This is a genomic window from Absicoccus intestinalis, assembly GCF_033971885.1.
In the GTDB taxonomy this organism is placed as follows: domain Bacteria; phylum Bacillota_I; class Bacilli_A; order Erysipelotrichales; family Erysipelotrichaceae; genus Absicoccus; species Absicoccus intestinalis.
This window is the reverse complement of sequence record NZ_JALBUS010000003.1, coordinates 1-20,630: the sequence shown is the minus strand read 5'-3', so window position 1 is coordinate 20,630 and position 20,630 is coordinate 1. Positions and strand designations below refer to the sequence as shown.

The 20,630-nt window shown below is 39.7% G+C and carries 20 protein-coding genes and 1 other annotated feature; of the genes, 5 read left to right on the top strand and 15 right to left on the bottom strand.

The features are described 5' to 3' along the window. Position 1 precedes the first annotated feature (1 nt). The 3 genes from nusA to gmk all read right to left on the bottom strand — a co-directional run bounded on the left by nusA (position 2) and on the right by gmk (position 2,793). On the bottom strand, positions 2 to 1,651 hold the full coding sequence (gene nusA, locus MOZ64_RS02305) for a transcription termination factor NusA (protein ID WP_320325008.1): 1,650 nt from the start codon (positions 1,649 to 1,651) through the stop codon (positions 2 to 4). A 9-nt stretch (positions 1,652 to 1,660) separates the two neighbouring features. Then, entirely contained in the window at positions 1,661 to 2,119 is a 459-nt protein-coding gene (gene rimP, locus MOZ64_RS02300) for a ribosome maturation factor RimP (protein ID WP_320325007.1), read from the bottom strand. A 95-nt stretch (positions 2,120 to 2,214) separates the two neighbouring features. Then, the gene (gene gmk / locus MOZ64_RS02295) at positions 2,215 to 2,793 is read right to left on the bottom strand and encodes a guanylate kinase (protein WP_320325006.1); all 579 of its coding nucleotides are present in this window, start codon (positions 2,791 to 2,793) and stop codon (positions 2,215 to 2,217) included. A gap of 109 nt (positions 2,794 to 2,902) precedes the next feature. Between gmk and MOZ64_RS02290 the strand changes: the two genes are divergently transcribed. Beyond that, on the top strand, positions 2,903 to 4,540 hold the full coding sequence (locus MOZ64_RS02290; RefSeq protein WP_320325005.1) for an Rqc2 family fibronectin-binding protein: 1,638 nt from the start codon (positions 2,903 to 2,905) through the stop codon (positions 4,538 to 4,540). A 79-nt stretch (positions 4,541 to 4,619) separates the two neighbouring features. Here MOZ64_RS02290 and MOZ64_RS02285 read toward each other — a convergent pair whose 3' ends face one another. The 7 genes from MOZ64_RS02285 to MOZ64_RS02255 are packed head-to-tail and all read right to left on the bottom strand — an operon-like array spanning position 4,620 to position 9,329. After that, positions 4,620 to 4,925: a (Fe-S)-binding protein gene (locus MOZ64_RS02285; RefSeq protein WP_173445950.1), complete on the bottom strand. Its 306-nt coding sequence runs from the start codon at positions 4,923 to 4,925 to the stop codon at positions 4,620 to 4,622. Then, positions 4,925 to 5,110: a hypothetical protein gene (locus MOZ64_RS02280; protein WP_320325004.1), complete on the bottom strand. Its 186-nt coding sequence runs from the start codon at positions 5,108 to 5,110 to the stop codon at positions 4,925 to 4,927. Before MOZ64_RS02280 ends, MOZ64_RS02285 begins: the two co-directional genes overlap by 1 nt. Then, the gene (locus MOZ64_RS02275; protein ID WP_320325003.1) at positions 5,110 to 5,685 is read right to left on the bottom strand and encodes an electron transport complex protein RnfA; all 576 of its coding nucleotides are present in this window, start codon (positions 5,683 to 5,685) and stop codon (positions 5,110 to 5,112) included. The genes MOZ64_RS02280 and MOZ64_RS02275 overlap by 1 nt, the downstream gene beginning before the upstream one ends. 2 nt (positions 5,686 to 5,687) lie before the next feature. Beyond that, positions 5,688 to 6,347 carry an electron transport complex subunit RsxE gene (rsxE, locus tag MOZ64_RS02270; protein WP_320325002.1) on the bottom strand — a complete coding sequence of 220 codons (660 nt, stop codon included), beginning with the start codon at positions 6,345 to 6,347 and terminating at the stop codon, positions 5,688 to 5,690. Positions 6,348 to 6,360: 13 nt separating this feature from the next. Then, positions 6,361 to 6,870: an RnfABCDGE type electron transport complex subunit G gene (locus tag MOZ64_RS02265; RefSeq protein WP_320325001.1), complete on the bottom strand. Its 510-nt coding sequence runs from the start codon at positions 6,868 to 6,870 to the stop codon at positions 6,361 to 6,363. Continuing rightward, on the bottom strand, positions 6,867 to 8,018 hold the full coding sequence (locus MOZ64_RS02260; RefSeq protein ID WP_320325000.1) for an RnfABCDGE type electron transport complex subunit D: 1,152 nt from the start codon (positions 8,016 to 8,018) through the stop codon (positions 6,867 to 6,869). The genes MOZ64_RS02265 and MOZ64_RS02260 overlap by 4 nt, the downstream gene beginning before the upstream one ends. Before the next feature lie 12 nt (positions 8,019 to 8,030). Further along, positions 8,031 to 9,329 (bottom strand): RnfC family protein, encoded by a 1,299-nt coding sequence (locus tag MOZ64_RS02255; RefSeq protein WP_320324999.1) that lies wholly within the window; start codon positions 9,327 to 9,329, stop codon positions 8,031 to 8,033. Between the two features lie 108 nt (positions 9,330 to 9,437). On the opposite strand from MOZ64_RS02255, the gene MOZ64_RS02250 reads away from it, so the two are divergent. Beyond that, positions 9,438 to 10,547 carry an FAD:protein FMN transferase gene (locus tag MOZ64_RS02250; protein WP_320324998.1) on the top strand — a complete coding sequence of 370 codons (1,110 nt, stop codon included), beginning with the start codon at positions 9,438 to 9,440 and terminating at the stop codon, positions 10,545 to 10,547. 72 nt (positions 10,548 to 10,619) lie between these two features. On the opposite strand, the gene MOZ64_RS02245 is transcribed toward MOZ64_RS02250, so the two are convergent. The 5 genes from MOZ64_RS02245 to MOZ64_RS02225 all read right to left on the bottom strand — a co-directional run bounded on the left by MOZ64_RS02245 (position 10,620) and on the right by MOZ64_RS02225 (position 16,248). Then, positions 10,620 to 11,648 carry a branched-chain amino acid aminotransferase gene (locus MOZ64_RS02245; RefSeq protein WP_320324997.1) on the bottom strand — a complete coding sequence of 343 codons (1,029 nt, stop codon included), beginning with the start codon at positions 11,646 to 11,648 and terminating at the stop codon, positions 10,620 to 10,622. Between the two features lie 81 nt (positions 11,649 to 11,729). Next, the gene (gene leuB, locus MOZ64_RS02240) at positions 11,730 to 12,797 is read right to left on the bottom strand and encodes a 3-isopropylmalate dehydrogenase (RefSeq protein WP_320324996.1); all 1,068 of its coding nucleotides are present in this window, start codon (positions 12,795 to 12,797) and stop codon (positions 11,730 to 11,732) included. 1 nt (position 12,798) lies between these two features. After that, positions 12,799 to 13,296, bottom strand: a complete 498-nt coding sequence (locus tag MOZ64_RS02235) for a 3-isopropylmalate dehydratase small subunit (RefSeq protein ID WP_320324995.1) — start codon at positions 13,294 to 13,296, stop codon at positions 12,799 to 12,801. Further along, positions 13,293 to 14,570, bottom strand: a complete 1,278-nt coding sequence (gene leuC / locus MOZ64_RS02230) for a 3-isopropylmalate dehydratase large subunit (RefSeq protein WP_320324994.1) — start codon at positions 14,568 to 14,570, stop codon at positions 13,293 to 13,295. The genes MOZ64_RS02235 and leuC overlap by 4 nt, the downstream gene beginning before the upstream one ends. Position 14,571: 1 nt before the next feature. Continuing rightward, positions 14,572 to 16,248 (bottom strand): 2-isopropylmalate synthase, encoded by a 1,677-nt coding sequence (locus tag MOZ64_RS02225; protein WP_320324993.1) that lies wholly within the window; start codon positions 16,246 to 16,248, stop codon positions 14,572 to 14,574. Positions 16,249 to 16,284: 36 nt separating this feature from the next. Continuing rightward, positions 16,285 to 16,474: a binding site (T-box leader), on the bottom strand. A 154-nt stretch (positions 16,475 to 16,628) separates the two neighbouring features. On the opposite strand from MOZ64_RS02225, the gene ilvB reads away from it, so the two are divergent. From ilvB to ilvD, 3 genes are read left to right on the top strand one after another with little or no spacing between them, the layout of a single operon-like run. Next, a complete protein-coding gene (ilvB, locus tag MOZ64_RS02220) occupies positions 16,629 to 18,287 on the top strand; it encodes a biosynthetic-type acetolactate synthase large subunit (protein WP_320324992.1) in 1,659 nt (552 codons plus the stop codon). Positions 18,288 to 18,297: 10 nt separating this feature from the next. Continuing rightward, complete coding sequence (ilvN, locus tag MOZ64_RS02215) at positions 18,298 to 18,798, top strand: acetolactate synthase small subunit (RefSeq protein ID WP_320324991.1); 501 nt, start codon at positions 18,298 to 18,300, stop codon at positions 18,796 to 18,798. A gap of 14 nt (positions 18,799 to 18,812) precedes the next feature. Next, positions 18,813 to 20,483 (top strand): dihydroxy-acid dehydratase, encoded by a 1,671-nt coding sequence (gene ilvD, locus MOZ64_RS02210; protein WP_320324990.1) that lies wholly within the window; start codon positions 18,813 to 18,815, stop codon positions 20,481 to 20,483. Positions 20,484 to 20,630: the final 147 nt, after the last annotated feature.

Here is a 20,630-nt window from a genome sequence, read left to right as displayed (position 1 = left end):
CCTAATCATAATATTTGTCAAAATCTTCATAATCGACATCATCATCCCAACGGCTTTCATCTTCGTATTCTTCTTCCTCTTCGATTTCTGCCAACTCTTCTTCCGAATAAATCGGTTTCATCTGCTCAAATTGTTGTTTAACCGTTGTTTTCTGTTCTTCGTCGTCTTGCTTCTTGACATCTTCTGGTTTTTTCTTCCATTTCTTTGGTTCATTTTCTTCTTTATGAGAAGCATCCGCAAAGTTTTCGAATTTGGAATGGAATGCATTCACCTCTACCGCTCTTTCTTTGCCACGTTGCTCTTTCGCAATTCGAGCGGCCTTCTCTATTTCGTCTTCTTCCTTCTCCACTTCTGGTTCAGGTTCAGAAACAGATTGTGGTTCTTCTATAACTTCTTCTTGCTCGATATCTTCTTGTTCAGGAACGAATTCGACTTCTTCTTCATCATCATAATCAAAATCGGCAATATCGACTGTTTCGATATTTTCATCTTCATTCTTTAATTGTTCGATGCGTTGTTGCTGCTTATACGCACGTTCAGCCGCTTTCTTCTCTTCATATTGCTCATTCATTTCTTGAGCCAAGGCCATATAATCAATACCAGCCTCTTCCATTTCCGAAACCGATTTGATATCAATTTTATGATTGGTCAAACGAACAGCCAAACGTGCATTTTTACCACGCTTACCAATTGCTAAAGACAATTGATTATCAGGTACGACCACGATCAGTCCATCTTTTACATTCGGGTTTGGGAATACGGCAAGAGATTCACTCGGACTCAAAGCATTCTGGATCAATACGCTGATATTATCGGACCATTCAAAAATATCAATTTTCTCTCCATTTAATTCATTGATGATGGCTTGGACACGTTGTCCACGAGGACCAATACAAGCACCAATCGGATCAATATTTTCATTATGGGAATAGACGGCAATTTTACACCGTTCTCCCGGTTCACGTGCGATGGCTTTGATTTCAACAATACCTTGATAAATTTCTGGAACTTCTTTTTCAAACAAGCGACGGACAAAAACATCAGTAGCCCGTGAAACTAGAACTTGTGCTCCTTTTGTCTCTTTATTTACTTCGCGAATGACGACATTCAATGTTTGCCCTTCATAATAGTGTTCCGTTGGAATTTGATCGACATGACGCAACATAGCAACGGTCTTACCAATATTGACCAAAACAAATTTAGCTTCTACTGTCTCTACGGTACCTAAGATCATATCGCCTTCTTTATCATGATATTCTTCATAAATCAATTGTTTCTCGGCTTCACGAATTTTTTGCTTCATGACACTTTTTGCCAAATTGACATCGGCACGATCAAACTCTTTAAAATCAACTTCTGGTTCATTGACCAGATCACCAATTTTTGCATTGGGATCGATTTGATGTGCATCTTCTACAGAAAGTTCCAAAGCATCATCTTCTACTTCTTCAACGACAACACGCTGTGGATAGATATGGATGTTGCCATCTTCAATCACTACATTCACATAACCATCCGGAATATTTTCATGTTTTCGATACGCTTTTGCTAAAGCTTCTTTTAAAGCACCCTCCACAATTTCTGGTGATAATTGACGATCGGATTCAACACCTAAAATTGCTTTTTGTAAATCATCTACTCTAATGTTCATTTTTTGCTCCTATACCTTTACTGCTGTCATGATCAATGCGAGATTCGAACGGTCTATTTCGAATTTTTTCTTCCTACCCTTGACATTGTACGAAATTACAATCAATTCTGTATTGGCTGAAATCAAATCACCAAATACATGATCCATACCTTGTTTTGGATCTTTTAGTTTCACATAGACATACGAACCAATCGCTGCTTGAATTTGTTCATCCGTTGTTAATTCATGTTCCGCTCCTGGCGAACATACTTCTAAATTATACTCCGATGCATACCAATCTTTGGCATCCAGCATTGTACCAATCGCATCACTACATATAGCACAGGTATCTAAATCAACTGGACCATCCAGCTTTTCGATGGAAATACGAAGTAACGGTGGTTTTTCATTGGTCAACCATTCTAGTGCATATAAACGACATCCATTTTCAGCTAAAATTGGTTCGACCCATTGTTTTAGATCATCCATGTAGAATCTCCCTTCCAAAAGGAAGGAGTGGTTTTACCCACTCCTTCTTAACGTATAGCTACTTTATAACACAGTTTCCAATAAACTGCAAGCTTCTATTTGTTCTCTTCCAATTCCATATGTCGTAAGATGATCGTCTCGATCAATTCGGCTGCTAATTTTGGATCATCATTACAAACAATATACTTATAATTTGGAATCATTTTCATTTCATGACTAGCCTTTGCCAAGCGTTGCTGGATGATTTCTTCTGGCTCACTGCGACGACCACGAATACGACGTTCTAACTCATCCATAGATGGTGGAATGATAAAAATGCTTAAAGCATCTGGACAGCGTTTTTGGACTTGTGTTGCACCCTGTACCTCGATTTCAAGCAGAACATTCTTTCCTTCATTGCGTAACCGTTCTACTTCGTTTAAAGGTGTTCCATAATAGTTGCCCACAAATTCGGCATACTCCAACAACTCTCCCTTTTTTATGGCTTCTTCAAATTTTTCTTTCGTCGTAAAGAAATAATCGACACCATCTTTTTCACCTTGACGTGGGCTTCGCGTTGTCATTGAAGTTGAATAGGCAAGGTTCAATCGTTCGTCATTTTCAAAATATTTACGAATTGTACCCTTACCAACACCACTTGGTCCACTCAATATAATCAATAATCCACGTTTCATGCAAATTCTCCCAAATTTAAAGCCATTTCTTTCTCCTATTGTATCATGAACAATAAGTCTGTCAAAGATTTTGTCAATATGCTAGAATATGGACTAGCGAGGTGATCTTATGGCAATGGATGGTTTATTACTTTTTACTATCACCAAACAGCTACAAACCTATTGTCCTTGTAAATTAAACAAAATTCAAAATTTAAGCGATGAAGAAATCGTTTTTCAACTACATACAAAAAATGCAGGAACCATTCGATTGGTATGCAATGTTCATTCTAATACCAATCGTATTTACATTACCCAAAAAACGGAAACATCACAGAGCCAACCAACAAACTTTGTGATGGTATTACGCAAACAATGTGCACAATGTATGATCGAATCCATTGAACAAATTCATTATGACCGTGTTCTCTGTTTTCATCTACAATGCCGAAATGAATTGGGTGATTATACCCAAAACAGATTATATGTAGAATGCATGGGTAAATATGCCAATATGATCTTGGTCAATCAAGAAGGTATTATCATCGATGCGCTAAAACGCATCCCCGTTTATGAAAATGCCAAACGGACCATTCATCCGGGTGCCACCTATGTCTTGCCTAAACAAGTACAAAAAGTGAATCCGACCGAAGTCACACAGGTCGATATGGATACCAGTTTCGTGGATCAAATTTATGGCTTTTCCCCTTTATTATCAAAAGAATTCCAATTTCGCATGGCAAATGGACAAGCCTATGCAGATATTTTGAAGGAAGTATTGAATAGTCGATCGCTTTACGTATATCCACATGATTATCATTGCATTGAGTTGACGCATCTTCACCAAAAAGCAGAAGTGTATCCACTGATGATTGGATTGGATCATTTATATCAGGCCAATGAACAACAAATTCGCATCAAAGAACAATGCGGCGATGTTTTTCGTACGGTCGATAAGGAATTAAAAAAAGCGAAGAAAAAATTACCTAAATTACAGATGAGTTTAGAAAAATCTTATGATTATAAAAAATATCAACAATATGGTGATCTTTTATTTGCGTACATGCATCAGATCAAAAAAGAAAAAGTGGTCCATGTGCCTGATTTTGAAACCGGTCAAGATGTGAGCATTCCTATTGATATGCGCTTAGACATCAAAGGAAATGCGAATAAATATTATCAGAAATATCATAAAATGAAACGTTCGCAATCAATCTTGCAAGAACAGATCGAAGCCTGTAAAAAAGAAATTGATTATTTTGAACAGCTGCATGAACAACTTCAACATTGCAATGTGACCGATGCGCTCGAAATACGCCAAGAATTGATCAATGCCCATGTCATGATGCACAAACGCTCTCGCAAACAAGCTAAGCATAAAAATAAGCCCAATGTATTGCATCTACAAGTCAAAGATATAGATATCTACATTGGCAAAAACAATTTACAGAATAACTACATTACCCATCATTTATCACGAAAAAAAGATGTTTGGTTTCATGTCAAAGACTATCATGGCTCCCATATTTTATGTAAATGTGAACGACCCGATGAAACTTTAATTCGTATGTGTGCAATGTTAGCTGCTTATTTTTCCAAAGGACAAATGTCCAGTTCTGTTCCTGTGGATTACTGCCCAGTCAGTCAATTAAAAAAAGTACCAGGTGCTCCGGTTGGATTTGTGACCATGAAATCCTATAAAACCATCTATATCGACCCGGATCGTGAACAAATTGAAGAATGGATCCGCAACTATAAAAAATCATAAAATGCGACAATAGTCGCGTTTTTTTATGAAATAAAAAAATACAGAAACACATTGTGTTTCTGTACAAAAAATCATAAGCTTAAGGTTTTACATGAATGGTATTTCCATCAGGACCCGGTGTTTCTTCCAAATACTGGATGATGGCTGCTTTTTGGTCTGGCTTTGAAGGTTTGCATAGCCAATGATCGGCTTCACCAGAAACCATGCCTTCTGCAAATCCTGAACAACCTGGATAGCCACAACCACCACAATTATATCCTGGAAGCATTCCCGTCACATGTTCAACACGTTCGTCTACTTCGACTTTTAACTTGCTGTCCGCAATGCCTAGACCAAGTCCTAGGATCGCACCAAGAATCAGCATCATAACGATCGCTGTACCCATTAGATTTCCTCCTTTTTCTTGCCATGATCAGGATGTAAAGAGCAAGAAACTAATTTACATCCATCACAATCGGCTTTTAAATTTTCACACCCCTTTGGCAACGGGGTCTTTTTATTATTGAGATATGCCCAAATATAGATGGCAACCAAGGCACCTACAAAGAGGATGCCAGCAATGATTCGCATTAAATTACTCCTGCAAATGCCGTAAATGCCATAGACATAATGGCCGCGCAAATCAATGCGATAGGATTTCCTTTAAAGAATTCAGGCACATCACTCAATTCCAAACGTTCACGAATGGTAGAGAAAATATACAACACCAAAGCAAAGCCAAGAGGTGTACCAATGGAATACATCAACATATGTGGGAAATCATATAACTTTTGAATGTTGACCAAACATACATTCAATACCACACAGTTGGTTGTGATCAATGGAAGATAGACACCTAAGCTCTTGTATAATGTGGGACTTGTTTTTTTGATAAACATTTCTGTCAATTGTACCAAAGAGGCAATAACCAAGATAAAGGTGATCAAATCCATGAATTCAAGTCCCAATGGTACTAGAACAAGATAATATAGACCATAAGTCACAATGGCTGCTACTACAATAACGAAGACAACCGCAACACCCATACCTAACGCACTGGAACGTTTCTTACTAACACCCATAAATGGGCACATACCTAAGAATTGTGTCAAGATGACGTTATTGATGATCAAACTGGTAAATAATAATCCAAATAATTCAGCCATGATTATTTAGCCTCCTTTGCAGTAGCTTGTTCCTTTTTGCTCGCATGATCTTTGTACCAAGCAACAAATGCAGCTAAACAAGCAAATGTGATGAATGCACCCACAGGCATGGAGAACATACTAATAGTCCAAGAGTCAGAGAAGAATTTTACATTCACGAATACTTGTGATGTATTTAATGGGTTCGAAATCTTAAAACCACCCGTAGAAATGATCTCACGAATCAAACTCATTGATAATACAGCTAAGGTATATCCCAATCCCATACCAAGACCATCCAAGGCTGAATCCAAAGGTCCATGATCACAAGCATAGGCTTCTGCACGACCTAAGATGATACAGTTGACAACGATCAAAGGAATGAATACACCCAAACTTTGATTCAATGCTGGCGCATACGCTTCGATCATCATTTGAACGATCTTGACCAAAGTTGCGATGATGACGATATAGACAGGAATATGCACTTCATCAGGAATGATATTACGCAATAATGAAATGATCACATTGGACATGATCAATACGAAAATAACAGCGGTACCCATACCAATCGCATTATCTACAGAAGTTGTGATAGCTAGAGTGGAACAAATACCTAAGAACAAAGAGAATACCGGATTTTCTCTTAAAAGTCCGTTTTTGAAACTTTGAAATTTACTCATACCGATTCTCCTTTCACTTTACATCTTTTACATAACCGGCCGCTTCATTGATACCGGCCGTAACGGCGCTGGAAGAAATGGTGGCACCAGAAATCGTATCCAATTGATCGCTAGCTTTCTTACCTTCCAAACTTTTCTGGAATGGCTTATCCAGCACTTTGGATCCTAAGCCTTTGGTGTCTCCATTGCTTAATCCCAAATATTTATCAATTTTGCCATCCTCTTTATTGATCGAAACTAAGAAAGTCGTTCCATCTTTATATCCACTGACAGACATATTAAAGATCACTTTATCTTTATAAGAATAGATTTTTTTGATCGTCGTTGAATCCGATTTGAATTTTACTTGTTTGAAATCATTCAAACTTGCTTCAGGATACATTTCTTGTAATGATTCTTTTTCTTGTTTTAAATTGTTTGCAGCAATGACCGGAGCTGTCATATTATTGGCCCATGCCAATGCTCCACCAGCAATTGCCGAAATAACAGACAAGAATATCGTTAAATGAGCAATCTTATTCATAGAATATCCACCTCCGTTTGTTCAACAACTTTGGCTTCTGATTCGCCTTTTGGATTTGTGACTGGATGTACTTTACAAGCCGCAAAAATCGTCAAGGCCAAACCAACGATGCAAAGATAGATAAAACCATGTTTTGCCTTTTTGAGAATATCCAATTGTTTTCCATCCAAAGCACTTTCGATCAATGGTGTCATCATGTTCATCAATAAGATGGAATAGAGACATCCTTCTGGCAAGTTTCCAGTCATACGAATCAAAACAGTCAAAATACCAGCACCTAGGGCAAAAATCGTACGACCTGCTGCACTCGTTGGTGAAGTAACAGGATCCGTCAACATGAAGAATGCACCAAATACAACACCACCCAATAATAAATGAAGAACAGGATACCATAAGAAACCAGGAATACCGTGATAAGGACCAATACCTGTAATGATCGCGATGATCGCAGTCATCACAAAGATCGTACCTAAATAGACAACGGGAACACGCCAATCAATGATCTTACGCACGATCAAGAAAATACCAATGATCACGATTGCTAAGGTAAATGTTTCACCTAAAGCACCAGGATAGGTTCCTAGGAATAAGCCTTTCCATCCGCCATAATTCTGTAAGAAAGCATCCAATACATTTTCATTGGCAGGTAACCAACCGTAAGTATTGTTGATATAGGCCGTTGGTGTTGCACTTGTTACTAAATCGGTCGTTGCTCCTGTAAAAGAGGCAAAGATAACGGCACGACCGACAGCTGCGGGGTTAAAGATATTATGGCCAAATCCACCAAAGATCATTTTTGCGAATACAATAGCAAAAATGGTCGATACGATAACGGCATACAATGGCACAGAAACCGGCATCATCAAAGCCAAAATAATGGCAGTGACCCATCCAAAACTATGCTTGATTTCTTTTTTCGGATCTCTTTTGCGAATCTTCGCAAATAAATATTCACAAATAAACATTGTGACCAAAGAACAAGCTAAGATCCAAACACATTGGAGTCCATAGGCACTTCCATATAAATGTGTATAATTAATAACTGCCAAGACAAAGATGATCAACAAGCCACAAGTTAATTCCTTCATAATTCGTTGTGTCGTTAAAGGACCTCTCAGACTTGGACTGACATGAAAATTCAACTTCATAACTGGCCCTCCCTATTTCTTCTTCAAGGCAATGACTCGTTTTGCCTTTCGCACATTTTCGGTTACATTGATGTGGCTTGGACAAACATAAGTACAAAGACCACATTCAATACAGCTCGATGCACCACGTTTGATCATTTCATCCACATCATTGGCTTTTACGGCCATACTGATACGAACCGGTTGCAAACCGGCTGGACAATGATCCGAACAACGTCCACAACGTAAACATTCAATGGCATCATCTTCGACATGTTTTAATACCGTGATGGCATTCATCGCACGATCAATGACGAATTCATCTTTGATCAAGGTTTTCCCCATCATAGGCCCACCTGCAATCAAACGTACGCTATCGCCGCTATATCCACCACAAGCTTCAATGATCTCATTAACGGGCATACCAACGGGAACACGAACATTGCTTGGCTTTTTGATTCCATCTCCACTGATTGTGACCGTCTTTTCCGTAATGGCTTGACCACGCGTAAAAGCCTGCGCCATCGCAATCGCTGTTGTCGCATTATCGACAATTGCACCAGCTTCCGCAGGTAAATTACCATATTCTTTATGAAGGACTTCACGAACTAATACACGTTCCCAACCCATTGGGTATACATCTGGGACGGGACGCACATCAACACCTTGTACATTGGCACAAGCCTTTTTTACTTGTTCGATCAAATCAGGGTGAGATTCTTTGATACAAATATATACTTGATCCACTTCAGCCATCTTCTTCATGATCAGACAACCAGTCACAAGATCTTGTGGATCATCCATAACATTTCGATAATCGGCTGTAATAAATGGCTCACATTCAACGGCATTGATCAAAACAACATCGACACCGTTAGGCTTTCCATACTTTACATATGTGGGGAATCCAGCACCTCCCAGACCAATAATTCCTGCTTTCTGAACAAAATCAACACACTCTTGACGACTTAATTTGGTATAGTCTTGTGGTTCAAAAGCTTGGATACTTTCCTGTTTTCCATCTGCTTCAATCACCATATGAACTTGGGGACGCATGGAATTGTGCATACGCTTTTGTGTACCCTTATATGTTCCTGAAACACTGGAATAAATTGGAACATATAAACCACCTTTGGTTTCAGCAAGTTTTGTTCCAACCTTTACGGCATCTCCCTCAGCCACTAAGACATTAAAATCTTTATCTGTACTACGACCATGCACCAATGGAATGTATACATTTTGTTTTGGCATCAAACGCAAAACATCAGATTTTTCTGTCATTTCTTTATGTCCAGGGATATGTTGCCTCATAGATCCTAAAAACAATGACATAGACCTATTTCTCTCCTTCCTATAATCAAAATTAATATTAATCCATTTTTTCAGGGAGTTCAAGCTTTTACAATCGACAAAAACCATCAAAAAAGCTATAATGACCCCATGAAAAAGAATATAAAAAGCTGGTTGATCCTCTCTTCTTGCTTCCTGTTATTGATCATATCTGTTATTTTTTTCATCCAATCCCGTCAAGAAACCCAACAAGATCAACAAAGCATTACCCTGACCGATGTTGGTTTTGACACCTCCATCACGTTTCAAGCCCAATGTTCCCAAGAAGATTTTGCGAAATACACCAAGATCTTAAAACAAGTATTTCGAGAAAATAATAAACGATTTGACCAATATCATGCCTATAAAGGAATCAACAATATTTATACCATTAATCACGAAGCTGGCTCACACCCTGTCAGCGTAGATGATACGACCATGGATTGCATCCGATTGGCTCTACAAATCCATGAAATTTGTCCCAAATTTGATATCAGCTATGGCAACGTGATGGACGTGTGGCATACCTATCGCGAAGAAGGAATCAAGCGCAATGATGAAGGAAAAGATGGTCAATTGCCATCGAATACAGAAATCCAAACAGCATTATGCCATGGTGGTACGGATAAGATCCAGATCAATGGCAATCAGATTGCTTTTACCGATCCTGACATGATGATCGATTTAGGTGGAATTGCCAAAGGATACACGACTCAGTTAGCCAAAAAAGCCTTGAATAAAGCAGGCCTTCACAATGGCTTTATCAATGCCGGCGGAAATGTTGTCTTATTAGGGCCAAAACCAGACGGGTCAAACTGGACCATTGGTATTCAAGATCCTGACAGTCAGAATTCGGTGGTTTCTTTTGAAACCAATGAAAATAAGACCATTGTCACAAGTGGTGACTATCAACGATATTATACGGTTAATGGCAAACGATATGCCCATATCATTGATCCCGATACCGGCTATCCAGCCAGTCAATGTCGAAGTGTCACAGTCATTACCAACGATTCCGGAAAAGCGGATGGCTTAAGTACTTCCCTTTTCTGTTTGGATTATGAACAAGGAAAAGCCCTAGCCAAAAAAGAAGGTATCCAAGCCATCTGGATCTTTGATAAAGATCATTCACCCGATGAAACACCCGATCTGAAAACCAAAAAATATAATATTTATATGACGAAACAAATCAAAAATAAAGTCAAATTGGTTACCAATTAAAGAAATGCATCTTCGCATTTCTTTTTTTACGCGAAAAAAAAGATCTTGAGAAGATCTCAAGACCTTTCTTTCTTATTTTACTTCAAAGATCCATCCTTCTGGGGCTTCAATAGTACCCATTTGGATACCTGTTAATGTATCATACAGTTTCTGGATCGTAGGACCCATTTTTTCCATGCCCGATTTAAAGACAACTTCTTCACCGCTCACCGTATTGGTGACAGATCCCACAGGACTAATGACGGCAGCCGTTCCGCAAAGACCACATTCATCGAATTCTGGTAATTCTGTTAAAGGAATTTCGCGTTCTTCGACTTTCAATCCTAGATAATGTTCAGCAACATATTCCAAAGAACGACGAGTGACAGAAGGTAAAATCGTTGGCGATTTTACGGTCACAAAGGTATCGCCTTTAATAAAGATGATATTGGCGCCACCTGTTTCTTCAACCAATGTACGTGTTCGGGAATCTGGATACAAATTTTCATTGAATCCTTCTTTATGAGCTTGCACGATCGCATGCAAAGACATCGCATAGTTTAATCCCGCTTTGATATGACCCGTTCCACGAGGAGCTGCACGATCATATTCCGCTAATTTTAAACGAATGGGTTTTGCCCCACCTTTAAAATAAGGACCTACAGGTGTAGTTAGGATACGGAACTGATATTCTTCAGCAGGTGCAACACCAATTACAGCGCTGGAACCAAACATGTAAGGACGAATATATAAAGTAGCACCGGAACCATAAGGGGGTACCCAACTTTCATTGGCTTTGATGGTTTCTAATACCGCCTGCACAAAACGATCTTGTGGAAATGGTGGCATCTCCAAACGTTTTGCAGAATCATACATCCGTTTCGCATTCTGATCTGGACGGAATGTAACAATTCGGCCATCTGCTGTAGTATATGCCTTCATTCCTTCAAATACAGATTGCGAATATTGTAAGACACCTGCACATTCAGACATTGTGATGGTATGATCCGATGTTAAAACACCATCATCCCATTTTCCATTCTTAAAATTGGATACGTAGCTTTTATCGGTTTCTCTATAACTAAAATCGAGTGCGCTCCAATCTATATTTTGCTTCTCCATATAAATCTGCCTCCTATATATATTACTTAATTAAAATACACCCATTGAAATGGCGCGTCAACGGGTGTTTTCAGATTATTTTCAATTATTTTCAATTTGTTTCACAACCAAGTCGCCCATTTCCTGACAACCTACTTGTTTCATTCCTTTGCTCATCATATCCGCTGTACGATAGCCTTGATCTAAGATGGCATGGACTGCCTTTTCGATATCTTTTGCTTCTTTTTCCAAATGGAAAGAATAACGCATCATCATCGCCACCGACAAGATGGTTCCTAAAGGATTGGCCATATCTTTGCCCGCAATATCAGGCGCTGAACCATGAATAGGTTCATACATGCCGATGGAAGTTGATCCCAAAGAAGCCGAACCAATGGTACCAATGGTTCCCGTTAACATACTGGCTTCATCGCTTAAGATATCGCCAAACATGTTTTCGGTAAGGATCACATCAAATTGACTTGGATCTTTGCATAACTGCATGGCTGCATTATCCACATACATAAAATTCAAAGTCACATCGGGATATTCTTTTGCTAATTCTTGAACCACTTTACGCCATAACTTGGAAGTATCCAATACATTGGCCTTATCGACACAAGTTACCTTATGATGACGAACTTGTGCTGTTTCAAAAGCAACTTTCGCAATGCGCTTGATCTCATCGACACTATAAGCCATTTCATCGACAGCACGATCCCCAATGGTTTCATGCTTGCCAAAATAGATACCACCTGTTAATTCACGGACAACGACAAAATCAATGCCCTTTTGCACAATTTCCGGTTTTAAAGGACTCGCATCGGCCAATTGCGGAAACAGAATAGCAGGGCGTAGATTCGCAAACAAGCCCAGTAAACTACGAATCCGCAATAACGCTTTTTCCGGACGATTATTGGCTGGTTGACTATCATATTTCGGACCACCAACCGCTCCTAATAAAACCGCATCAGCTTGTTTTAATGCATCAATGGAAATTTGTGGCAAGCATTCTCCCGTCGCATCTATGGCAGCACCGCCTGCTAAGACTTCATCATAAATAAAAGTATGATCATATTTTGTTTCGATACAACGTAAAACTTTCATGGCCTCACTGACAATTTCGGGACCAATATAATCGCCACGTACGATCGCAATTCGTTTTTCCATATTACCGATTCCCCTTTTGATTGACATAATTGACCAGACCACCTTGTGCGATCAATTCTTGCATAAAAGGTGGAAATGGTACAGCCTGAAACGTTTGATTGGTCGTAATATCCGTAATGATCCCGGAATCAAAGTCAACTTGTACTTCATCCCCTTCTTGGATGGCTTTAGCTGCTTGAGGACATTCTAGGATCGATAAACCAATATTGATCGCATTCCGATAAAAGATGCGAGCAAAACTATCCGCAATGATACAAGAAATACCGGCAGTTTTTAATGCCAAAGGTGCATGTTCACGACTGGATCCACAACCAAAATTCTTTCGTGCAACCAAGATATCTCCTGGTTTTACACGTTTGGTAAAGGTAGGATCAATATCAACCATCGCATGGCTGGCCAATTCTTTCGCATCAAAAGAGTTTAAATACCGCGCCGGAATAATGACATCTGTATCGACATTATCACCATATTTTAATACCGTTCCATGTGCTTGATTCATTCTTCTTCCTCCATTCGTTCAGGATTGGCAATATATCCTTTGATTGCGGTTGCTGCTGCAACTTCTGGACTGGCCAGATAGATCAAAGAGCCAACATCCCCCATACGACCAACAAAGTTACGATTTGTGGTGGATAGACATTTTTCGCCTTTCGCTAATACACCCATATGGCCACCCATACAAGGTCCGCAACTTGGCGTATTGAAAGCACATCCTGCTTCCACAAAGATATCAACCAAACCTTCATGGACACATTTTAAGAAGATCTTTTGGGTTGCTGGAACAACCATGACACGAACATTTTCAGCCACTTGATGTCCTTTTAAGATGGCTGCTGCCTTTCTAAGATCCGAAATACGACCATTCGTACAAGAACCAATCACAACTTGATCGACATAGATTGGCTCCATGGCTTCAACTTCATCGATCGTGTGGGCATTCCCTGGCAAATGTGGGAACGCCACGGTTGGACGGACCTGACTCAGATCCACATCAACCACTTGTTCATAGTTGGCATCTTCATCCGCTTCATACACGGTGTAATTTTGCACATCGGCTTTTTTCATATAATCGATCGTTTGATCATCCACCGGGAAGATCCCATTTTTGGCGCCGGCTTCGATGGCCATATTACAAATGGTAAAACGATCATCCATGCTTAATTGGGCAACTCCAGGTCCCACAAATTCCATGGATCGATATAAGGCACCATCGACACCAATTTCACCAATAATATGTAAGATGACATCTTTCCCACTTATATACGGATTTGGTTTTCCATGTAAATAAATTTTAATGGCAGTTGGAATCTTGAACCAAGCCTGTCCTGTTACCATGCCTGCGGCAATATCCGTGGTTCCAACACCCGTAGAAAAAGCGCCCAAGGCCCCATAGGTACATGTGTGTGAATCCGCACCAATCACACATTGGCCGGCATAGGTCAATCCTAATTCGGGTAAGATCGCATGTTCTACACCACATTTTCCCTGGATCAATTTATGTGTCAGTTTCTCTTGAATGGAAAAATCCAAGATGGCTTTCGCATTTTCGGCGGACTTGATATCTTTATTTGGGGTAAAATGATCAGGTACAAAAACAACTTTATCTTTGTCAAATACATGGCCACCCATTTGTTGAATGATTGGTAAGGCCATGGGACCAGTGATATCATTGGCCATGACCAAGTCTAAATTTGCCTCGATCAACTGACCAGCTTCGACATGATCTAAGCCTGCATGAGCCGCTAAGATCTTTTGGGTCATTGTCATTGCCATATTATTTTTCTCCCTTTCCTTCACGAAAATATCGATTGATCGCACTGACCAATGCATAGATCGAAGCTAAGATGATATCATCATCCACACCCACACCGAATCGATGTTCACCATCTTCATCCGTCATTTGAATATATGCACAAGCCTTTGAAGTCGAACCAATGCTCAAAGCATGTTCGGAATAATCTTCAATATCATAATCAATTTTTAAGAAATGACGAAGTGCATTCGCAACGGCATCCAATCGGCCATTTCCTTTTCCAGTAATATCATATTGTTTCTCTTTAAATGTCACATCCAAATAGGCATGGTATTCATTATTATTTTTGCGAATAAAGTGATAATCCGATACAAACAGTGGTGATTTTAAATTGTTGAAATCATGATCGAAAATATCTTTGATTTCATGTGGCATCAATTCTGCATGTCGATGATCACTGATGTCCTTGATATAATAACCAAATTCTTGGCGGAACTGTTTTGGCAGATCATATCCATAATATTGTTGTAAAACAAAGCCAATGCCACTCTTACCAGATTGTGAATTGATACGGATGACATCACGATCATATTGACGACCAATATCGGCTGGATCAATCAATAAATAGGGAACATTCCAATGTTCGGGATGGGCTTTATGATGCGCAAAGCCTTTCGCAATGGCATCTTGATGCGATCCAGAGAATGCCGCAAAGACCAAATCACCCGAGTAAGGTTCACGATCATATACTTTCATTCGTGTCACATCTTCATAGACAGCACGAACTTCTGGTAAATTGGAGAAATCCAATTTTGGATCGATACCTAATACATACATATTCATGGCCACGGTGATCAAATCGATATTTCCGGTACGTTCACCATTACCAAATAAAGTACCTTCTACTCGATCAGCGCCTGCCAATAATCCCAATTCCGTATCAGCAATTCCTGTTCCACGGTCATTGTGTGGATGTAAAGATAAGATGACTGAATCACGCCGATTCAGGTGTTTATGCATATATTCAATTTGACATGCATATACATGAGGCATGCTCATTTCCACTGTTACGGGACAATTGATGATAACTTTATGTTCTGGGGTTGGTTCCCATATATCAATGACCGCATTACATACTTCCAATGCATATTCTGGTTCCGTACCGGTAAAGCTTTCTGGTGAATATTCAAAAGTGAGGTCTGCATCGCTTTCATGCGCTAATTCCTTCAACATTTTGGCGCCATCGATCGCAATTTGTTTCACTTCTTCTTTTGATTTTTTGAAAACTTGTTCTCGCTGCGCAACCGAAGTGGAATTATACACATGCACAATGGCTCGTTTGGCGCCCTTAATCGCTTCAAATGTTTTACGAATGATATGAGGACGTGCTTGCATCAACACTTGAATTGTGACATCATCTGGAATCAAATTGTCTTCAATCAAACGACGACAGAATTCATATTCCGTTTCACTCGCAGCCGGAAAACCGACTTCTATTTCTTTGAATCCAACTTGGACCAATGTTTTAAAATAACGAATCTTTTCTTCCAAACTCATGGGAATGATCAACGCTTGATTGCCATCGCGCAAATCAACGCTACACCAAGCCGGTGCATGATCGACACAATCTTTCTTTACCCAATCGTAACAAGGTTCTGGGGGTAAATAATACTCTTTGCCATATTTGGTATAGTCCATGTTTTGTTCCTCCTTCATTAAAAAAAAGACGTCCATTCTAAGGACGTCAAAAACGCGGTACCACCTTAGTTTTTCTATCTTCATCGATAGAAACCCTCGATCCTCGATAACGCCGAGATACGTCTTGCTCCCTGACAAGTTCATTTTCTAGCGGTACAAGTTTTCACCAACCACTTGCTCTCTACATCGCACATCGAAAACTACTACTTCAGTTCTTCGCTCGATATGAGCATTATAAATGAAAATTATTTGCATTTCAATAAAAGAATCACTATATTTCACATTTTTTCATTTTTATTTCTGAAAGCAGTTTCATCCGGTTGTTTTATACGAATTCGAGCGTTATAATAAGTTTACTATTTTCGAATGGGAGGAAAACAATGAAACGAACAGGTTCACAAATTGTCATGGAAGTTTTGCTTGAACACAATGTAGACACTGTATTTGGGTATCCAGGCGGTGCTGCATTGAATGTCTATGACGCTTTATATGATTATTCGGATAAGATCCATCATTATATTACTGCGCATGAGCAAGGAGCCGCCCATGCAGCCGATGGATATGCACGAAGCACTGGAAAAACCGGAGTTGTGTTTTCGACCAGTGGTCCCGGTGCAACCAACCTGGTGACAGGTATTGCGACCGCTTATATGGATAGTATTCCCATGGTTGCAATCACATGTAACGTATCCGACAACATGATTGGTCGGGATTCATTCCAAGAAATCAGTATTACCGGTGTGACCCTACCAATCACCAAACACAATTATTTCGTAAATAAAATTGAGAATTTAGCCGATGCTTTACGAAATGCGTTCCGAATTGCCAATGAAGGCAGAAAAGGACCTGTTTTAGTGGATATCACCAAAGATGTAACAGCCGCTACGACAGACTATACGCCTCATAAACCATTGCCTTTGGAACCACATCCAAAATTTTCAGAAAAAGAGATCAATCAGGTTGCAAAAATCATCAATACATGTAAACGACCTGTCCTTTATTTTGGCGGTGGTGTAGAAGCTAGCGATGCTCGTGATGAACTCTATGAATTAATTCAGAAAGCGGACATGCCTGCCACGTATACAATGATGGCTGCTGGTGTCATTGATTGCGATGATCCAAAAAATTTAGGATTGATTGGGATGCATGGAACCATTGCTGCCAATAAAGCCATTGACCAAGCCGATCTAGTCATTGCGATCGGTACACGTTTTTCTGATCGAGTAGCTTTAAATCCAAAACGATTTGCCCCCAAAGCAGCCATTATTCAAATTGATATTGATGCATCGGAAATCAATAAAAATGTCTTGATCAACTATAGTATTATTGGTGATACGAAAGATGTATTGCAGGCTTTATTGCCAAAAATTGAAGAACGCAAACATACCGAATGGGTGGAACAAGTCACTTCTTATCAAAAAACGGTTCGTGTTCCCATGAAAGGGGCTAAGCTACGTCCAAAAGAATTGATCGAAGCTACCTGTGATCTAACCGATAAAGATACGATCTATGTAACGGATGTTGGTCAACATCAAATGTGGGCTGCTCAATATGTACGTCATCATAAGACCCATCGCTTTTTGACCAGTGGCGGTCTTGGTACAATGGGATTTGGCTATGGTGCGGCCATTGGTGCACAAGTTGGCAATCCAGATAAGCGTGTGATCCACTTTACCGGCGATGGTTCCTTCCATATGAATCTGAACGAAGGATGTACCGCGGTATCATATGACTTGCCAATTATTACGATCATCATGGATAATAAGGTCCTCGGCATGGTCTATCAATGGCAAACCGTTTTTTACAATAAACATTATTCCCAAACTGTACTCAATCGAAAGACCGATTTTGTGAAAGTTGCCGAAGGATTTGGTGCTACTGGTTTTGCATGCAACACCCTGGATGAATTTAAAGATGCTTTCCAAAAAGCATTAAAGATCAATGGTCCGGTTTGGATTGCTTGCAACATCGATAAAGAAGAACGTGTATTGCCAATGATTCCAAATGGCGGAACCATTGATGATATGATCAAGGATTAGAGGTGAAAGTATGTCTCGAGAAGTTTTAAGTATATTTGTCGAAAATCAATCGAATGTTTTGACTCGAATTGCAAGTTTATTTGGTCGACGAGGCTTCAACATCGATTCATTGACTGTATCAACGACCAATGATCCCAAAATTTCACGAATTACTGTCGTATTTGATGGAAACGATACTTCCCTTTCCCAAATCATGACGCAAACCAGAAAACTGGAACCCGTAAAAGAATTGTATTTATTGGATAAAGACACCAGTTTATTTCGTGAACTTTTACTATTAAAAGTTAGCTGTGATAAAAACAATCGTTCCGGTATCATTGAAATCGTCAATATTTATCGTGGTAAGATCATTTCTTTAAGTAAACAAAATATGATCATTGAATTGACCGGTGCGCCAGAAAAGATTGATGGTTTATTGGAAATGCTGAATTGTTACCACATTGAAGAAATCTGTCGAACCGGTATTACAGGTATTTCAAGAAAATCGGTAGATACCGATGAAGATGAATAATGAGGAGTTTATACATGAAAAAAACGTTAAAGAGTGCACAAGTGACACAAGGTGTCGAAAAAGCACCCATGCGAAGTTTATTTTATGCGATGGGTTATACAAAAGAAGAATTGGATCAACCTTTGGTTGGTATCGTCTCTGCCAAAAGCGATATCGTCCCTGGCCATTTCCACTTGGATAAACTAGTTGAAGCCATCAAAATGGGTGTTGCCATGCGTGGTGGTACACCAATTGTTGTGCCATCGATTGGCGTTTGTGATGGCATTGCGATGGGACATAAAGGTATGCATTATTCCTTGGCAAGTCGTGAATTAATTGCCGATAGTGTCGAAACCATGGCACAAGCCCATTGTTTTGATGCCCTTGTATTGGTACCAAGCTGTGATAAGATCGTTCCAGGAATGGTCATGGGTGCTTTGCGTGTCAATGTGCCAACGGTTGTATGTACAGGTGGCCCAATGTTAGCGGGACATGTCAAAGGCCAAGAAGTTTCTCTTTCTAAAATCTTTGAAGCTGTTGGTGCACGAAAAGCCAATTTGATTAATGATAAAGACTTAGAAGAATATGAACAGGGTGTATGTCCGGGTTGTGGAAGTTGTGCTGGTATGTATACCGCAAACAGTGTTTCCTGTCTATGCGAAGCCATGGGTATTGCCCTGCCTGGAAATGGCACGATTCCGGCTGTATCCAACAAGCGTTTATTGCTCGCAAAACATGCCGGTATGGCCGTGATGGATATGTTGGAAAAAGATATCAAGATCAAAGATATCATCAATGAGCGTTCCATCAAAAATGCATTAACTTGCGATATGGCTTTAGGATGCTCTTCCAATAGTGTCTTGCACTTATTGGCCATTGCCCAAGAAGCAGGATATAATTTGGAACTATCTACTTTTAATGAATTTAGTGATAAGACCCCAAATCTTTGTCATCTAGCACCGGCTGGTCCTACCCATATGCAAGATCTCAATATGGCAGGTGGCTTACAAGCTGTCTTACATGAATTATCAAAGAAGGATCTCATTGATCTAGATTGTATGACGGTAACGGGCAAAACGGTTGGTGAAAATACCAAATATGCCATCAACAAAGATGAAAATATCATTCATCCAATTGATGATCCATATTCTTCAAATGGTGGAATTGCGATCTTGTATGGTAATATCTGTCCAAAAGGCGCTGTCGTAAAACGTTCTGCATGTGCTCCTGAAATGATGCATCACATCGGCCCGGCTCGTGTCTTTGATTCGGAAGATGAATCCATTCAAGCCATTTATGCAGGTAAGATCCATGCAGGCGATGTGGTTGTCATTCGTTATGAAGGTCCAAAAGGTGGCCCTGGTATGCGGGAAATGTTGAATCCTACTTCTGCTTTAGCTGGTATGGGATTGGACAAGAGCGTTGCATTAATTACCGATGGTCGTTTCTCGGGCGCCAGTCGTGGAGCATCTGTTGGTCATATTGCTCCAGAAGCTGCCAGTGGTGGCCCAATTGGCTTAATTGAAGAAGGCGATATGATCGAATTGAATATTCCGGAACATCAATTAAATGTACAAGTCAGTGATGAAGTATTAGCTGAACGTAAGAAACATCAAAAGATCTTACCTCCAAAGATCAATGAAGGTTGGTTAAAACGATATGCGAAATTAGTACAAGGTGCTGATATTGGCGCTATCCTAGAATAAAAAAAAAGGCTCAAGCATGGTGATATGATCCCCTAAAAGTAGACAGTACAAATACACAAAATGTACTGCCCTGCTTTTGGGGGATTTTATTATGGGACGAAAAGCCAAATATACATTTGAACAAAAGCTACAAGCTGTATTGGATTA